This window comes from Sphingobium sp. RSMS (assembly GCF_005406185.4).
In the GTDB taxonomy this organism is placed as follows: domain Bacteria; phylum Pseudomonadota; class Alphaproteobacteria; order Sphingomonadales; family Sphingomonadaceae; genus Sphingobium; species Sphingobium fuliginis.
Genome location: NZ_CM191258.1, coordinates 464,519 through 481,039, shown reverse-complemented (window position 1 = coordinate 481,039; position 16,521 = coordinate 464,519). Strand labels below are relative to the sequence as shown.

Below are 16,521 nucleotides of genomic sequence, written 5' to 3'. Positions count from 1 at the left end.
GTCATGATATTTGCCCGCGACCCCGTCAGCTTTCCGCGATGAAGCCATGGCCTGCGAGCGGTCCGATCCCCACGACGCCGCCATCGACCGCCAGTTCGACGCCGTTGACGAAGCGGGCCTCGTCGCTGGCGAGGAACAGCACCGCCTGCGCCACGTCCCAGGCGTCGCCCTCAATGCCGAGGGGGCTGACCTTCCGCCGCATCTCGCGCATATCCTCTGACATGTAACGCGCTGCATGGGGCGTCATGACATGGCCGGGCGCCACGGTGTTCACCCGGATGCCGTCGCGGCCATGCAGCACGCCGATCTCGCGGGAAAGCTGCGCCATCGCCGCCTTGGACGGGCCATAGGCGATCGCCCCCATCGCCCTTATGCCCGCCAGCGAGGAGATGTTGACGATCGATCCCCCGCCGCCGCGCACCATAGGGGGAATGGCCGCCTGGCTCATCAGCATCACGCTGGTCAGATTGGTGGTCAGCGTCCGGTTCCACTGGTCCAGCGTCATGGTTTCGAGCGTGGCCGGTCCCGAAATGCCGACATTGTTGACCAATATGTCGAGCCTGCCGAATGCCGCAACGGCCGCATCGACCAGCTTTCCGCAGACGTCCGGGTCACCGACATCGCCTCCAGCCGCAACGGCGCACCCACCATCGGCTTTGATCCGTTCCACCGTTGTCTGCGCCCGCGCCGGGTCCAGATCGGCGCAAACAAGTCGTGCGCCTTCCGCTGCCATGAGCAGGGCGATGGAACGACCGATACCGACATCATCCCCTTCCGCTCCAGCGCCGGTGACGATCGCCACCTTTCCGGCAAGACGGTCATAATGGCGGATCGGTTCGGGCATGCGGGCTCTCTCCTCGTCGGTCGCGCAGATGGACCCAAGCGCGTGATCCGTCCAGCGTGCAAGACCTGCTGTTCGCGCAGGGCGGGGCAGATTGACAGGGAGTATTTGCGCATATACCGGCTATTTTCTCTCAGTCATGGCCTTTGATTTCGCCCTTGTCGCGCTGCCCGGCGCCTATTTCAGCAGCATCGGCGCGCTCGTGGACAGCTTCCTGATCGCCCGCGACCGGGTGGAGCATGTTTTCGCCGGCGAAGACCAGATGCGCATGGAAACGAAGCTGCATATCCTCTCCGCCGACGGCGGGCCGGTCGTGCTGGGCGATGGCCGATCCTTTCCGGTCGACGGCCCCGCGAACCGGGATGAACCGATGGCTTTCATCTGGCTGCCCGCCTTCCGCGCCGGGGGGCGCGAGCCATTGGAACGCCGCCTGGCGGAGGCAGGTCCGCTGCTCGACTGGCTCCGCCGCCAATCGGCGATGGGCGCGGTGATCGGGGCCAGCGGAGCGGCTTCCACCCTGTTGATGGCGGGCGGTTTCACCGCCGATCTTGCGGTTCCGGTGGCGCGGGCGATGCAGCCGCTGACCCGCATGCTTTTCCCCCGCCAGCCGTTCGAGGAGCGGTTTGGGCTGGTGGATCACGGCCATCTGCTGATCGGCAACGGCATGGGCAACGACCTGCAACTGATCATCCGGGTGCTGGAGCGGATGATCTCCCCCGACATTGCCCGATGGCTCTCCTCGATCGTGGGGCAGGACTATGAGGAGAAGGAACTGCTGGCGCCCGACCCTTTGGTCGCCCGCGCGCAATTGTGGATCGAGCAGCGTTTCACCGGGCCGATCAACATGGCCGAACTGGCGGGGCATCTGTCGACCAGCCCGGCGACGCTCAACCGCCGCTTTCACAAGGCGCTGGGCCTGTCGCCCAAGGCCTATGTCGGGCAGCTTCGCTTTCAGGCGGCGGTGCGCATGCTCGAAAAATCCACGCGATCGGTGGACCGCATCGCGCAACTGGTCGGCTATTCGGACAGCCGACTGTTTCGGGCGATGTTCCGCCAGCATGCCGGCATGACCGCTAGCGAATGGCGGGCGAAACCGCGGCGAAAATGAAGCCTGACTGACAGGCCCCGCCCTGTTCGGGAGGGGCCTGGCCCCGATCAGCCATTGCCGCCTACGGCATGGTGGGCGGCGATCCATCCGAAAATGAAAGACGCGCCGATGCTGGCGCCCGCCGCCGGGTAGCAGCGGCCCATCACCGAAGCGGTGGAATTGCCGGTGGCGTAGAGACCCTCGATCACCGATCCGTCAGCCCGCAGGACACGGGCATTCTCGTCGGTCACGATACCGCCCGACGTGCCGACGTCGCCCGGCACGATCTCCATGACGTAGAAGGGCGGCTTGTCGATCTTGCCCAGATTGGGGTTCGGCTTGACCGTCGGATCGCCAAAGCAATTGTCATAGCCGCGCCCGCCCCGGTTGAAGTCCAGATCCTTGCCGGTCTCGCAATAACCGTTGAACTTCTCGATCTCCGCCTTCAGCCCGGCGGGATCGATGCCGGTGATGCGCGCCAGTTCCTCGATCGAATCCGCCTTCTTCATCATGCCGCTGTCCAGCCAGGACTGCGGCGTCTTGCCCGGCGGATAATAGCCCCAGGCGTAGCGCTTGCGGTGGCGGCTATCCAGGATGACATAGGCAGGCACGTCATTGCGGTACAGCCGCTGGCCATTCTCCATATAGGAGCCGCTTTCGTTCAGGATGCGGCGGCCATGGCGGTTGACGATGATGCAATGCGGCTTGGAAATGTCCGTATTATGCATGTTCGCCGGTCCGCCTTCGGGCACGACCGTGCCGGGAACCCACCATGCCTGGTCCATCAGGTCCAGTGCGGCGCCATGTCTTTCGGCAATCTGGATCAGCTCTCCGGTGTCGCCGGGATTGGCGTTGGTCCATTCCACCGAACTGGGTTGAGGACCATATTGCTTGCGCATCTCCGCATTGCGGGAAAAACCGCCCGCATTGATCAGCACGCCATCGCGGGCGCCGATGCGCAATGTCCTGCCGCCATGCTCCGCGATGACGCCGACGATCCTGCCGTCTTCCTCGATCAGCTCGGTGACGCCATGCTCCGTGCGCATGTCGACGCCGGCCTTGTCCGCCAGCATCAGCAGACGCCCCTGCAATGCGCCACCGAAGCTGAGTATCGGTTTTCCGCGCCTGGCGACGACACGCATGCGCCATAGCAGCTTCAGCCCCTCCCACATGCCGCGGGGGGTCCGCGTGGCGAGGCCGATAATGCCCGCCTTGTCCGTCGGCAGTGGCATCACCATCGGCCCGAGCCGCAGCTTGTCGAACAGCGGCCCCATCTCCCGCGCATCCAGCATCGGCGCGCCGATGGAGCGGCTGCGCGTCACGCCGCCGGGCCGGTCGTCATAATAGTCCGACCAGCCTTCGGTGTGCAGCCACTTCATGCCCTGCTCTTCCAGCCATTTCAGCATGACCGGCCCGTTGCGCAGATAGGCCTCCTTGCGCTCCGGCGTGGCGCCCGGCCCGCCATCGTTGCCGACGGTCGCATCCATATAGGTGCGGGCCATCTCATGGCTGTCCTTGATGCCCTTGGCCCTGATGATGTGATTGTTGGGCACCCACAGCACGCCCCCGGACATGGCGGTGGAACCACCCAGCCTGTCGGTCTTCTCCAGGATCAGCGGCGTTTTGCCGATGGACTTCAGGTACAGCCCCGCCGCCATCGACCCGCCGCCCGAACCGATGATGACGAAGTCGGCCACCTCGTCGAACTTCGTCTCGTCCATTCAGTCCGCCTTCCCCATATAGTCATGATAGACGCGGTGGAAATTGCTGATCTCCACCTCCTGAACGGGATTGGTCCGGGCGGTCCTGAAGGCCTGCGACTTCATGCCCTTCTGCACTTCCTCCATATTCTGGAAGTCCTGCTCAAGGATGAGGCCCCAATTGAGGGCGCGCCATTGGCCGTCGCTGCCGTCGCCGCCGTCTTCCACCTCGACCTTGGGCTCGGCGCCCGGCGCGTAACGCTCCAGCACATTGACCTCGAAGATGCACTTGTCCGGGTCGTCGCCATAGGGGCGGGCGCGATAGAAGAGCACATTGGTCGCCTGTTGCAGGAAGACGAGGTTGGGGAAGATGTTCCAGTCGGTCCCCGCCTTCATCAACTGCTCCCCGCTGATCGCCGGGAAGGGACGGCCGCTCCTGGCCGATTCCTCCGCATGGAACTGGGCGAAGGCGCCGTAGAGCGCGAAGGGATCGACGCCCTCGGGCAATTCCATCAGGCGCTTGCCCGCCGCCAGCATCTCCTGCGTGGTGGTCGCCTGGAGCGTGTCCCAGATTTCCTTGTTGAACTCGTAGAAACCCTTGCGGATGTCCCCGCTCTGGTCGCTGACGCGCGGGCTGGGCAGGCCGAACAGCGCGGTCGGCGCATAGCCGAACATCGCATGTTTCCCATAGGCCTTGGAATAGGTGTAATCGTCCTGGTAGGCGAGCAGCTGGCGGTGCGTCGTCTGCACATGATAGCCCTCCATGAAGGCCTCCTGCGCGGTCTTCCAGTTGCAGGGCATGACGATGCGCTTGCGCCAGGCATAGCGCATATGCTCGATCTCGAACGGGTCGAGGATCGTCTTGGCCTCGCCCAGGAAATCCTCCAGGCTTTCGCTGTCCGGGTCCATGTTGATGAAGACCCAGCCGCCCCATTGCCCGACCTTCACCCGTTGCAGGGCGACGTCCTCGTCCGGCAGGGCATCGCCCCAATCGTGGCGGTCGACAATCTCGGTCGGCTTGCCGTCCAGGCTCCACTGCCAGCCATGATATTTGCAGTGGAACTTGCCCATCCGGCCGCAGCCTTCCGTCAGGCGGCGGCCCCGGTGAGGACAGACGTTGAAATAGGCGGCGATCGTCCCGTCCTTCTGGCGGACGACCGCGATCGATTCATCCGCGATGTCGTAGGTGTAGAAATCGCCGGGATTGGGAATCTCTTCGGCGCGGCAGGCGACCTGCCATATCTTGGGCCAGAGCCGTTCCTTTTCCAGCCGCACATAGTCGCGCGAAATATAGGCGTCGACCGGGATGCGATCGGCCGTCACCGCGACTTTCTGCCTGGAAACGCTGATCATTTCGTTCATTGTCCGATCCTCTCCTTGGCGGGACGCTTCAGCCTTTCAGCCTTTTGCGGGGCCCTGAGGGAAACGCATGTCGAATACGCCTTCCGCAATACGGTTGAGCAGCACTTCTATCGCGCCGCCTGCAATCATCCACCCCCGCGTGCGGCGCAGGCAATATTCGACCAGGCTGTCCTGGCTGTAGCCCGCGCCGCCCATGATCTGGATCGCCTCATTGGCGCATTCGAAACCGGCGCGGTTGCACGCGACCTTGGCAATGGCGGTCTCTTCCGGCGAAGGCAGGCCCGCGTCGGCATTGGTCGCCGCACGATACAGCAGCAACTGGGCCGCATCGAGTTTCAGCTTCATTTCCGCAAATTTCCACTGCAACCCCTGAAATTCGCACAGCGCCTTGCCGAACTGCCTGCGCGTCTTGGCATGCTCGACCGCCGCGTTGAAGGCGTAGCGGCCGAGCGCAAGGCTGCGCGCCGTGTTGCCGATGCGTTCGACGTTGAAGCCCGACATCTGCTTCTTGAAGCCGCCCGGCCCCAGCAACACCTTGTCCTTGGGCACATAGACATTGTCGAAGAACAGCGGGTTCCATTCCTCGCCCGACAGGAAACGGATCGGCTTGCCGAAGCTGAAGCCTTCCTGGCCGCGCTCGATCAGCACCGATCCGATATTGCCGGTGCCCGGCCCATAGCGGACATAGACCAGGAACACGGTGGCATGGGTGCCGTGGGTCGTGAAGATCTTCTGCCCGGTGATGCGGTAGCCATCGCCATCCTCCACTGCCGTGGTGGTCAGCTCTGTCACGGCGGAACCGGCATTCGGCTCCGTCATGGCGACCGAAATCAGCCCCTCGCCGCGTAGCAGGGGGGCCAGATATTGTTCCTTCTGCGCGTCGGTGGCGAACTGGGCGAAAGTGCGGATCGCCCCGAAATTGCCCGCCTGCACGACATCCGCAGACCGGGGGCACACCGACGCGATCGTCTCGATCGCGATGACCGCGTCCATCAGGCTTCCGCCCAGACCACCCTTGTCCTCCGGCACGGTGATGCCGATCAGGCCCTGTTCGGCCATCATCCTGGCCACGTCCCACGGATAATCGTCGCTATGCGCGCGCTCCAGCGCTCCGGCGGCCAGATGGCGCTGCGCGAAGGCGGCTACCGCGTCGCGGAACATGGTCTGCTCTTCATTCAGGTCGAACTGCATTCGATCGCTTCCCATAGGGCGGCTCATATGCCGCGGATAAACTGCTATCCTCGACCTAATCGGGGATGATCGCGATGCGAAGATTACCGCTACGATCCTTCACATTCACGATGCATCGCCGCCGCCCGCCGCCCCAGCTTGACAGTTATGACCGGCAAATAGCTTGTGGGGACAGGTTTCAGACGCATTTTCAAGACAGGGCCCCTCGATCCAGCCATGACCCAGATCAACGACAAGATCTCCACCCGCATCGAAGGCGATATAGGTTTCATCGTCAGCGACAATCCGCCTGTGAACGCGCTGGGCATCGGCGTCCGGCAGGGACTGGTCGGCGCGCTGGAAGAACTGAACGCCGACCCGGGCGTGAAGGCTATCGTGCTTTATTGCGCGGGACGGACCTTCTTCGCGGGCGCCGACATCACCGAATTCGGCAAGCCGCGCCAGTCGCCCACCCTGCAGGACGTCATCGCCGCGCTGGAAAGCTCGGCCAGGCCGGTGGTCGCCGCGATCCACGGCACCGCGCTGGGCGGCGGGCTGGAGACGGCGCTGGGCTGCGCCTTCCGCGTCGCGATCCCTTCCGCCCGGATGGGCCTGCCCGAAATCAACCTGGGCCTGTTCGCAGGCGGCGGCGGTACGCAGCGGCTGCCGCGCCTGATCGGCCCGGAAAAGGCGCTGGAGCATGTGCTGTCCGGCAAGCCGGTCGGCGCCAGGCAGGCATTGGAACTGGGCATTGTCGATGCCGTGGAGGAAGGCGATCCCGCCGTCATCGGCGCCGCCTTCGCCCGCCGGGTGATCGACGAAAACATCCCCGCCGTGCCGGTGCGCGACCGCGATGAGAAGCTGGCGGCGACCCGCGCCGATCCGTCGGCCTTCGACACGCTGGCGAAGAAGCTGACGGCGCGCAGCAAGGGCCAGGCCGCGCCGCAGGCCAATATCGATTCGATCCGCCGCTCCTTCACCATGAGCCTGGACGAAGCGCTGGCGATCGACGCCGCCGCCAATCGGGAACTGATGGCGGGCAGCCAGTCGCGCGCTCTGCGTCACCTTTTCTTTGCCGAACGGGAAGCCGCCCGCATCCCCGGCCTGCCGGAAACCGCAAAGGCGCGGCCCGTGCAGAAAGCCGCGATCATCGGCGCGGGCACCATGGGCGGCGGCATCGCCATGTGCTTTGCCGGGGTCGGGGTGCCCGTCACCGTGGTCGACACGACGCAGGAAGCGCTGGATCGTGGTCTGGAGCGGGTGAAGGGCAATTACGCCACCTCGGTCAAGCGCGGGTCCATCGGTCAGGCGCAGATGGACGAGCGCCTTGCGCTGATCGCGGGCGCCACCGACCGCGCGGCGGCGGCCGACGCGGACATCGTGATCGAGGCGGTGTTCGAGGATATGGACGTCAAGAAGGAGATTTTCACCGATCTGGAAAAGCGGGTGAAGCCCGGCACCATCCTTGCCTCCAACACCTCGGCGCTCGACGTGGATGAGATCGCGTCGGTGCTGGAGCGTCCGCAGGATTTCGTCGGCATGCATTTCTTCTCGCCCGCCAATGTCATGAAGCTGCTGGAGGTCGTGGTGGCCCGGCACAGCAGCCCCGAGGCGATCTTGACCGCGATGGCGGTGGGCAAGACGATCGGCAAGGTGCCGGTCTGGTCGGGCAATTGCGACGGCTTCATCGGCAACCGCATGGTCGCCAAGCGCTCCGCACAGGCCGAACGGCTGTTGCAGCAGGGGGCCTTCCCGCAACAGGTCGACGCCGCCCTCACCAATCTGGGCTTCCCGATGGGGCCGCTGACCACGAACGACATGTCCGGCCTGGACATCGGTTATTCGATCCGCAAGCGCCGCGGCACCCCCTTCCCTATTGCCGACGCCATCGTCGAGAGCGGGCGGCTGGGACAAAAGACGGGCGCAGGCTATTATCGCTACGAACCGGGCGACCGCACGCCACATCCTAGTCCGGAGACGGAGGCGCTCATCATCGCGACGTCGGAGAAGCTGGGCATCACCCGCCGCGACATAGCGGAGGAGGAAATGGTGCAGCGGCTGCTGTTCCCGCTCATCAACGAAGGGGCGCGCATTCTGGAAGAAGGGATCGCGTTGCGGCCGTCGGACGTCGATCTCGTGTGGATCAACGGATATGGCTGGCCCCGGCATCTGGGCGGGCCCATATTCTATGCGGACGAAACCGGCCTGGCGACGATCGTCGCCAAGTTGCGCGAGATGGCCGCCGAAACGCCGGGCGATCCGTCGCTGCAACCCGCCGCGCTTCTGGTAGAGCTGGCGGACAGGGGCCAGAACTTCGCCGACTGGCAGAAAAGCCGCGCCGCGGCCTGAACGAGACAGAGAATATTACAGGGATTTTTCGGAGACGATTATGAGCGACAACGAGTTTCAGCGCGACATCGACTATAGCGAGTTCGACTTCTTCAAGGTCGAAATCGCCGAGGACGGCGTCACCACCGTCACGATGAACGATCCCGACAAGCTGAATGCGGTGGGACCGCATAATCATTGGCAGTTGGAGGACATCTGGCTGAAGCTGGCGCGCGACGAGCGCGTTAAGGTCATCGTGCTGACCGGCGCGGGCAAGGCCTTTTCCGCCGGGGGCGACATCAAGCTGATGGCCGAACGCGCCCAGACCGAATATGGCCTGAAATATGCCCTGCGCGTGCCGATCAACACGCTGCGCATCTGGGACCAGATATTGATGACGCCGCAGCCGATCATCGCGGCGGTCAATGGCGACGCCATCGGCCTTGGCACGTCGCTCTTCGCCTTCTGCGACATGAGCATCGTCGCGGAGGACGCCAAGCTGGGCGACACCCATGTGCGCGTCGGCCTGGTGACGGGCGACGGCGGATCGGTGATGTGGCCGCTGCTGGTCGGGCCGCAAAAGGCCAAGGAATATCTGATGCGCGGCAAGCTGCTGAACGGCAGGAAGGCCGAGGAGATCGGCCTGGTCAACTATGCCTTCCCCAAGGAGCAGGTGCTGGAGGAAGCGCTGAAGATCGCGCGCGAGATCGCCGGACAGCCGATGTGGGCGGTCCGCTGGTCCAAGGCGGCGGTCAACAAGTGCATCCGCGATCAGGTGAACCTGACGGGCGAATTGTCCATCGCCTATGAAGCGATGACGATGCTGACGCAGGATTACAAGGAAGCGACCACCGCCTTCGCCAACAAGGAAAAGCCGGTCTTCAAGGGATATTGATCGCCATGGCCGCCTATCGCGACGCGGACAGCATAAGCACCGTCGCCGCGATCGGCGGCGGCGTGATCGGCAATGGCTGGGTCGCTGCCTTTCTGGGCAGCGGCCGGGCCGTGCGCCTTTACGATCCGATGCCCGGCGCGGGCGAACGCACCCGCGCCCATGTTGCGGGCGCATGGGACCAGATGGTCGAACTTGGGTTGGCCCAGGCCGACGACGACTGGTCTGCGCGCCTTTCGGTCCACGACACGGTGGCCGACGCGCTTGCGGGCGCGGATTTCGTGCAGGAAAGCACCCCCGAACGCACCGAGGTCAAGCAGGCGCTGTTCGCTGATCTTGACCGGCTGGCGCCCGCGGATGTGCTGATCGCGAGCAGCACGTCGAGCCTGCCCGTCACCGAGTTGCAGGCCGGCCTTGCGACCGCCGATCGCTTCGTGTTGGGCCATCCGTTCAATCCCGTGCACCTGATCCCGCTGGTCGAAGTGGGCGGCGGCGAACGGACCGCAGAAGAAGCGGTCGACATCGCCTTCGCGCTTTATGCCGCCATGGGCAAGCAGCCGATCCGGCTGAAGCGCGAGATATTCGGCCATATCGGCAACCGGCTGACCGCCGCCATGTTCCGGGAGGCGGTTCGGCTGGTGGCGGAGGGTTATGCCAGCATCGGTGACATCGACAAGGCGATGAAACACAGCTTCGCGCTCAAATGGGCGATCCAGGGGCAGTTCACCACCTTCCACACATCGGGCGGCGCGGGCGGTCTGGCCGAATTCCTTCCCAAATTCGGGCCGGGCATCGTCAGGCGCTGGGAAAGCATGGCCGATCCGCCGCTGGCCGACCCGGCCTTGCAGGCGATGCTGGTCGAGCAGATGGAGGAAGCCGCTGCCGGGCGAAGCGTGGCGGAAATCGCCGCCCGGCAGGACGAGAAGCTGATGCAGATGCTGAAGCTGCTGGCGCCGGACAATGAGCAATAATAGCCGAAAGTAGACGAAAATCATCCCACCCTACCGATCCCGGCCATGATAATATGGTCCCGTCCCGGCGCCTCCAAAGGTTGGCCGGTCCGAGTGGAGAGGAAGGAAGAGATGACCGTCGATGTGATCAATCGCCCGGAAGCCGAAGACCTGCATGTGCAGGATGTCGTCGCGGCGGGCGAACTGGAAAGCTGCAACCATCTGCTGGACGACCCGGAAGCGCTCAACCGCTTCTACGAGGAGAAGGGCTATATCCTGCTGCGCGGCGTGTTCGATAGGGATACGGTGGCGCGCGCGCGGGATGAAATGCTCGCGGTCGCTGCTCAGATGGGGCTGGTCGAGCCGGGCGATCCCACCGGCAAGTGGACGGGCAAGCCGTCGGTCGGCGGCATGGAGGAAAGCGATCTCTATGCCGGGATCGCCGCCCGTCTGATCGAGGACCCGGCCAATCAGGCGGTGATGGAAAAGGTGCTGGGTGAACCGGCCTGCTCCGTCCCGATCGTGCAATATCGGACCTATCCGCCCCAGAGCAAGCTGGGCACCGTGCATCAGGACGGCTTCTACAGCCCCGGCATTCAGGATTATCGCCCGGTCTGGGTGTCGCTGACCCCCTGCACCCGCGACATGGGCGGGCTGGCGCTGGCGGTGGGCCAGAACAAGCGCGGCTATTTCCACAATGTCGGCAAGCCCAATCCTTTCCCGATCCCGCGCGACGCGATCCCGGCGGAAAGCTGGGCGACGACCGACTATATGCCGGGAGACGTGCTGGTCGTGCATCCGTGCACGCCGCATTGCGGCCTTCCCAATAATAGCGACCGGCTGCGCGTCTCCTTCGACTCGCGGGTGCAGTCCGCCGCCAACCCCAGCGCCATCGCGGCCACCGTCAAGTCCTTCACGCCCACGACCGTCACCGTGGATGCGGATCGCGTCGGGGAGATCACGCTGAATATCGACAAGGACAGCTATTTGCGGCCCATCGATCCGGGCGTGCGCGAGAGCTTCGATGGCTTCGTCACCTATATGAAGCCCGGCATGCGGCTGGTCGTGGTGCGGGATGGCGACCGCGCCGTCATGCTGCGCAAGGCGGCGGAGGGATAAGGGCAAGGCGATGAACGATGCCGTGAAGCTGTTGACGCGCATGTTCGGCTTCACGGAAGAAGGCCGGCACCGTCGCGACATCTTTCCTGTCGGAGGCGAAAGCCGGCCGTCGCCGGCGGACTATTTCCATCCCGATGTCGTGCACAGCCTGTTCGGCCCCAGCGGCGCGAAGGAGACGCTGGTCGGGCGCGACGCCTTTCTCGCCTTCGCGGCGTCCTGCGCGGAGGCTCTGGCGGAAAGGCGGGACGAGATCATCGCCATCACCTGCGTCGACCGGCAATGCGCCTTCGTCCACGCCCGCGCCTACCGCAAAAGCGCGGCGAATGGCGAGGACATCCATTATGAATGGGCCATGCTCTACCGCGTGGAGCAGGGCCTGATCACCTATGGCGCCGACATGCTGGATGCCCCCGCGCAGGCCTTTTGGGGGCGAGTCCGTCAGAGGCCTAACCCCAGTTCGACTTTCTAGGCGGCGTGGGCAAATTCAGGACTCGCTGAACTGAGTAATTTGGGTGGAAGGCGGACATTCCCCCTCCCGCAGGCGGGAGGGGGTTAGGGGGTGGGCTGGCGCGGCATCTGCGCTGTTTTGCAACGGCTAAGTCAGAAGCTCGCTACGCTCGCGCCCACCCCTAACCCCTCCCGTTTACGGGAGGGGAATGTCTTGGATTGGCCATTTCCCGCCATTCCGAAACTCTCCACGCGGCCTAACCGCCTGGAACATGCGCCCTATGCTGACGGAAACGCGCCGATCCCCGTCAGCGACATCAGCAACGACCCTCAGGCAGAGGCGGGATAGACGCCGCGCTTTTCCACGAGACGGGCGAGATGCCAGTCCCGGTCGCCCAACAGCGCGTCGATGGCGGTCAGCCGCTTGAAGGCATGGCCGACCTTATATTCGGCGGTGATGCCGATGGCGCCATGCATCTGCACCGCTTCCTGCCCGATTATGCGGCCTGACTTGCCGATCTGCGCCTTGGCTGCGGAGATGTTGCGGCTTCGTTGATCGGCATCGCTGTCGAGCGACAGCGCCGCAAGGATCGCCATGCTGCGCGACAGTTCAAGCTGCATCAGCATTTCGACGGCGCGATGCTGGAGCGCCTGGAAACTGCCGATGGCGACGCCGAATTGCTGCCGGGTCTTGAGATAGTCGACGGTGACATCGAACGTCTCCGCCATGGCGCCGACCGCTTCCGCCACCAATGCGGCGCTCGCTTCCTCGAACACGCGGGACAATATGTCTTCCCCCTGCCCCGTCGCGCCGATGAGCGCGTCTTTCGGGACATTGACGCCCGACAGGGCGAGCGTGGCGACCGGCACGCCATCATAGCCGCGCTTCCCCTCGACCGTCACGCCAGCCGCCGCCGCATCCACGAGGAAGAGCGAAAGGCCCTCTGCCGTCATCGCGCTCACGATGAACGTATCGGCGCTCTGCCCATGCAGGACCGCGATCTTGCGGCCATCGAGCGTCCATCCATCGCCCGACGCAGACGCGGTCGTGCGCGCCGCCAGCGTATGGCGCGGCAGGCCCTTCTCGCCATGCGCCAGCGTCAGGATGCGCTCGCCAGCCGCAATGCCCGGAACGATGTCACCGCGCTGCTGCGCTGACGCGCCATGGCGCAGCACGCCGCCCGCCAGCACCACGGTTGCGAAATAGGGTTCGACCATCAGGCCGCGCCCCAGCGCCTCCATGACGATCATCATCTCCACGCCGCCGCCGCCGAAGCCGCCATCTTCTTCCGCGAACGGCAGCGCGAGCAGGCCCATCTCCGCAAGACCTGCATAGGCCTCCCGGCTCCAGCCATCGGGCGTCCTGAGCGCATGTTCGCGCTTCTGGAAGTCGTAGGTTTCCGCCACGAACCGCGTGACGGTTTCCTGCAGCATCTTCTGTTCGTCGTTCAGGTCGAAATCCATGGCGCGTCAAAGTCCCAGCATGGTCTTGGCGATGATGTTCTTCTGGACCTCATTGGACCCACCGAAGATCGACACCTTGCGCATCGTGAAATAGAAAGGAGCGGCAGCGCCGATCCAGCCATCGTCCGGATCGTTCGGCGCATGGTCATGGTCGGGCATGGCGAGGCCAGCCGGGCCTGCCAGCTCAGCGACCAGTTCGGTCATGCGCTGCTGCATTTCCGTGCCCTTGACCTTCAGGATGGACGCCGCCGCATTGGCGCCGCCGCCATGGGCATCGGCGGCGACGACGCGCAACTGGGTCAGTTCCAGAGCGCGGAGTTCCACCTCCACCTCCGCAAGCTTGTGCGCAAGGCGGCGCTGTTCTTCGTCGGTCAGGGTGCCGTCCGCGGCAAGGCGGCTCTCCAGCGCGCGCAGTTGCGAAAGCCTTTCCTTGGAAAGACCGATGCGGGCGATGCCGCTGCGTTCGCTGCCCAGCAGATGCTTGGCGACGTCCCAGCCCCGGCCTTCCTCACCGATGACATTCTCCACCGGCACGCGCACATCGTCGAAGAAGACTTCATTGGCGTCATGCTCGCCGTCGATCGTCTCGATCGGGCGGACGGTGATGCCCGGCGTCTTCATGTCCAGCAGCAGGAAGGTGATGCCCTGCTGCTTCTTGCCGCTGCTGTCGGTGCGGAACAGGCCGAACATCCAGTCCGCATGCTGGGCCTGTGTCGTCCAGATCTTCTGCCCGTTGAGGACATAATGATCGCCGTCTCGAACCGCCGTCGTCTTGAGGCTGGCAAGGTCGGAACCGGCGCCGGGTTCGGAAAAGCCCTGGCACCACCAGATGTCGATATTGGCGGTGGCCGCCAGGAACCGGTCCTTCTGCGCCGGCGTGCCGAACTTGCACAGCACCGGACCGATCATGTTGACATTGAACGGCGATCCTTCCGGGGCATGGGCCAACGCCATCTCCTCCTGAAAGATATAGCGCTGAGCCGGGGTCCAGGCCTGCCCGCCATATTCGACGGGCCAATGCGTCACGGCCCATCCCCGCGCGTTGAGGATGCGTTGCCACCGGACCGTATCCTCCTTGGTCAGATGATCGCGGTTGATCATCTTGCGCCGCAGATCCTCTGGGAGGGCATCCTTGAGGAAGGTCCGCACCTCATCGCGGAAGGCCGTTTCCTCGGGCGTAAAATCCAGTTTCATCGCGCTGTTCCCATATAAGAACCCCTTCCCCAGCAGGCATCGGGCTTCCAAGTCAACGGCGCGACCAAGGCCTTCACATGCCCGATATCATTGCGTCAGATCGAACAGCACGCGCCCGCCCCCGCCCGTCCGGGCAAGCGCAATCCCCTCCTCCACACGGGACAGCGGAACGATGGCGCGCACCGGCAGGGACGGCGGATCGGCGGCATGGAGCGCGGCCAGTTCCCCGAACATGGCGTGCACGCCCTCAACACCCATGGCTTCCTCCGCAGGGCGAAGGCTGAAGCCCAAGATCGAGAGACCGCCGCCGGTCAGCAATTGCGAACGAACCTGGATCGGTTCGCCGGAGAGATGGCCGAACAGCAACAGCCGGCCGCCCGGCGCCAGGCAGCTTGCAAGCCGGCCGGTCGCCGCGCCCGCCACGCAATCGAGTGCGGCGCGGACAGGCCGCCCGCCCGACGCCGCCAGTGCGCGCTCCGCCAGACCGTCGCCGTCCAACAGCGCATCGGGTGTCGCGGGATGCGGCCTTCGCACGACATCGACAACCTTGACGTCCATGCGCGCGGCAAAGGTGCGAACCCAATGCGCCACGACCGATCCCGCACCATTTTGAATGATCGCATCGCCCGGAAGCACGCCAGCATGGCGCAGGAGCAGATGCGCAGTAGGAGGGTTGATGCGCAACATCGCCGCCTGCACGGGATCGAATCCGGCCGGCAGAGCTATCAGATGGCGACGGGGCAAAAGGCGCATCGCACACCAGTTGCCCCGACCAAGCACCATCACCAGATCGCCCGGACGAAGGTCGGCAACGGCTTCGCCTACTGCCTCCACCAGCCCCGCGCCCTCGGCTCCCAGCGGTTGGTCGTGCGGCAGATCAAAGGAATATCGGCCTTCAATCGCCAGAAGGTCAGCCGGATTGACAGGCGCATGGGCCATGCGCACCAGCACTTCATCGTTCCGGGGCACGGACGGCGCCGGCGCCTCCGCAAGGCGGACACGCCCCTTTCCGCAGGGCAGCACCGCGCGGTTCACGCCGATACCGGCCCTGCGCTCAGGCGAAATGCCGCCGGTAGCTGGCGATCTTGATCGTCTCGGGCATTTTCACGACATTGCTGCTGTCCCGCTCCAGCCCGTCTTCCTCCTGATGCAGTTCGGCAATCCGGGCTTTGCGGCTGATCAGCAGGTCCAGCATTTCCTGTCCGCGCTCCGCAATCACGGACGGACGGGCGATGACGCTGACGGTCAGCCGATCCATATTCCGGCCGAAAGGCAGCAATACAGCGACGCAGCCGACCCCGTCCCGATCCTGTTCGATGGCCCAGCCCTTTTCACGCAGCACGGCGAATTCGGACAGAAGCTCGGCAAGGCGGACATGCCGGGACAGGTCTGTTTCCTCCGCGTTCAGGCGGTGAACCGCGGAACGGATGCCTTCATTGCGGTAGCTCGAAAGCAGCAGCCGCCCCTGCGTGCTGTGCAGGATGGAGAGCTGATCGCCCGCATGAGCATCGAGCGCATCCTCATTATTGCCGTGGATGACATGCAGATGCTGCAGCACATAGTTGGAACTGGTCGACAGCAGCACCGTTTCGCCCGTCAGCTTGGCGATCTCGTCGATTGCGGACAGCACCGGCCCGCCACGGAACAGCGAAGGCTTCACCCAGGCGCCGAGCAGGGCGACCCGCGCGGTCGGACTGTAGGTCCGGCGAACGCGATTATAGTGGAGATAGCCCAGCCGCGTCAGGCAGCGGAGCAGTTCGGATGTGCTGGATTGCGGATAGTTCAGCGTGCGCGACATTTCCATGACGGTGGCGACGCGGCGATCCTGGTCGAAATATTCCAGGATCTCCAGCACTCGATGCGCGGATTTGATGGTCCGGGATGCGCTGGTGGCCATTGGCTTTCCTCTTCCTCCCGCGGATGCATGAAATTGCATCTGCTGCACGGATTTTCGTACCGCATCATGA

Annotated in this window: 14 protein-coding genes; 6 read left to right on the top strand and 8 right to left on the bottom strand. The window is 64.5% G+C overall.

What is annotated here, in order from left to right:
- Positions 1 to 25: 25 nt before the first annotated feature.
- Positions 26 to 844: an SDR family NAD(P)-dependent oxidoreductase gene (locus EGM87_RS20250; RefSeq protein WP_102999931.1), complete on the bottom strand. Its 819-nt coding sequence runs from the start codon at positions 842 to 844 to the stop codon at positions 26 to 28.
- Between the two features lie 136 nt (positions 845 to 980).
- Between EGM87_RS20250 and EGM87_RS20245 the strand changes: the two genes are divergently transcribed.
- Positions 981 to 1,949, top strand: a complete 969-nt coding sequence (locus EGM87_RS20245; RefSeq protein ID WP_025551465.1) for a GlxA family transcriptional regulator — start codon at positions 981 to 983, stop codon at positions 1,947 to 1,949.
- Positions 1,950 to 1,996: 47 nt separating this feature from the next.
- On the opposite strand, the gene EGM87_RS20240 is transcribed toward EGM87_RS20245, so the two are convergent.
- The 3 genes from EGM87_RS20240 to EGM87_RS20230 are packed head-to-tail and all read right to left on the bottom strand — an operon-like array spanning position 1,997 to position 6,196.
- Positions 1,997 to 3,649, bottom strand: coding sequence for an FAD-binding protein (locus EGM87_RS20240; protein ID WP_137708951.1), 1,653 nt, complete (start codon positions 3,647 to 3,649; stop codon positions 1,997 to 1,999).
- A complete protein-coding gene (locus EGM87_RS20235; RefSeq protein WP_137708952.1) occupies positions 3,650 to 4,990 on the bottom strand; it encodes an aromatic ring-hydroxylating oxygenase subunit alpha in 1,341 nt (446 codons plus the stop codon).
- A 36-nt stretch (positions 4,991 to 5,026) separates the two neighbouring features.
- A complete protein-coding gene (locus EGM87_RS20230) occupies positions 5,027 to 6,196 on the bottom strand; it encodes an acyl-CoA dehydrogenase family protein (RefSeq protein ID WP_226869687.1) in 1,170 nt (389 codons plus the stop codon).
- 201 nt (positions 6,197 to 6,397) lie between these two features.
- On the opposite strand from EGM87_RS20230, the gene EGM87_RS20225 reads away from it, so the two are divergent.
- The 5 genes from EGM87_RS20225 to EGM87_RS20205 all read left to right on the top strand — a co-directional run bounded on the left by EGM87_RS20225 (position 6,398) and on the right by EGM87_RS20205 (position 11,918).
- Positions 6,398 to 8,509 (top strand): 3-hydroxyacyl-CoA dehydrogenase NAD-binding domain-containing protein, encoded by a 2,112-nt coding sequence (locus tag EGM87_RS20225; RefSeq protein ID WP_137708953.1) that lies wholly within the window; start codon positions 6,398 to 6,400, stop codon positions 8,507 to 8,509.
- A 40-nt stretch (positions 8,510 to 8,549) separates the two neighbouring features.
- A complete protein-coding gene (locus tag EGM87_RS20220; RefSeq protein WP_025551473.1) occupies positions 8,550 to 9,383 on the top strand; it encodes an enoyl-CoA hydratase/isomerase family protein in 834 nt (277 codons plus the stop codon).
- Positions 9,384 to 9,388: 5 nt separating this feature from the next.
- Positions 9,389 to 10,351, top strand: coding sequence for a 3-hydroxyacyl-CoA dehydrogenase NAD-binding domain-containing protein (locus tag EGM87_RS20215; protein WP_137708954.1), 963 nt, complete (start codon positions 9,389 to 9,391; stop codon positions 10,349 to 10,351).
- Between the two features lie 111 nt (positions 10,352 to 10,462).
- Positions 10,463 to 11,449 carry a phytanoyl-CoA dioxygenase family protein gene (locus EGM87_RS20210; RefSeq protein WP_025551477.1) on the top strand — a complete coding sequence of 329 codons (987 nt, stop codon included), beginning with the start codon at positions 10,463 to 10,465 and terminating at the stop codon, positions 11,447 to 11,449.
- Positions 11,450 to 11,459: 10 nt separating this feature from the next.
- On the top strand, positions 11,460 to 11,918 hold the full coding sequence (locus EGM87_RS20205; protein WP_171009953.1) for a nuclear transport factor 2 family protein: 459 nt from the start codon (positions 11,460 to 11,462) through the stop codon (positions 11,916 to 11,918).
- Between the two features lie 308 nt (positions 11,919 to 12,226).
- On the opposite strand, the gene EGM87_RS20200 is transcribed toward EGM87_RS20205, so the two are convergent.
- The 4 genes from EGM87_RS20200 to EGM87_RS20185 all read right to left on the bottom strand — a co-directional run bounded on the left by EGM87_RS20200 (position 12,227) and on the right by EGM87_RS20185 (position 16,451).
- Positions 12,227 to 13,360 (bottom strand): acyl-CoA dehydrogenase family protein, encoded by a 1,134-nt coding sequence (locus EGM87_RS20200; RefSeq protein WP_137708956.1) that lies wholly within the window; start codon positions 13,358 to 13,360, stop codon positions 12,227 to 12,229.
- Between the two features lie 6 nt (positions 13,361 to 13,366).
- On the bottom strand, positions 13,367 to 14,554 hold the full coding sequence (locus tag EGM87_RS20195) for an acyl-CoA dehydrogenase family protein (protein ID WP_137708957.1): 1,188 nt from the start codon (positions 14,552 to 14,554) through the stop codon (positions 13,367 to 13,369).
- Between the two features lie 87 nt (positions 14,555 to 14,641).
- Positions 14,642 to 15,589, bottom strand: coding sequence for an MDR family NADPH-dependent oxidoreductase (locus EGM87_RS20190; protein ID WP_137708958.1), 948 nt, complete (start codon positions 15,587 to 15,589; stop codon positions 14,642 to 14,644).
- Between the two features lie 19 nt (positions 15,590 to 15,608).
- Positions 15,609 to 16,451, bottom strand: coding sequence for an IclR family transcriptional regulator (locus EGM87_RS20185; RefSeq protein ID WP_025550544.1), 843 nt, complete (start codon positions 16,449 to 16,451; stop codon positions 15,609 to 15,611).
- Positions 16,452 to 16,521: the final 70 nt, after the last annotated feature.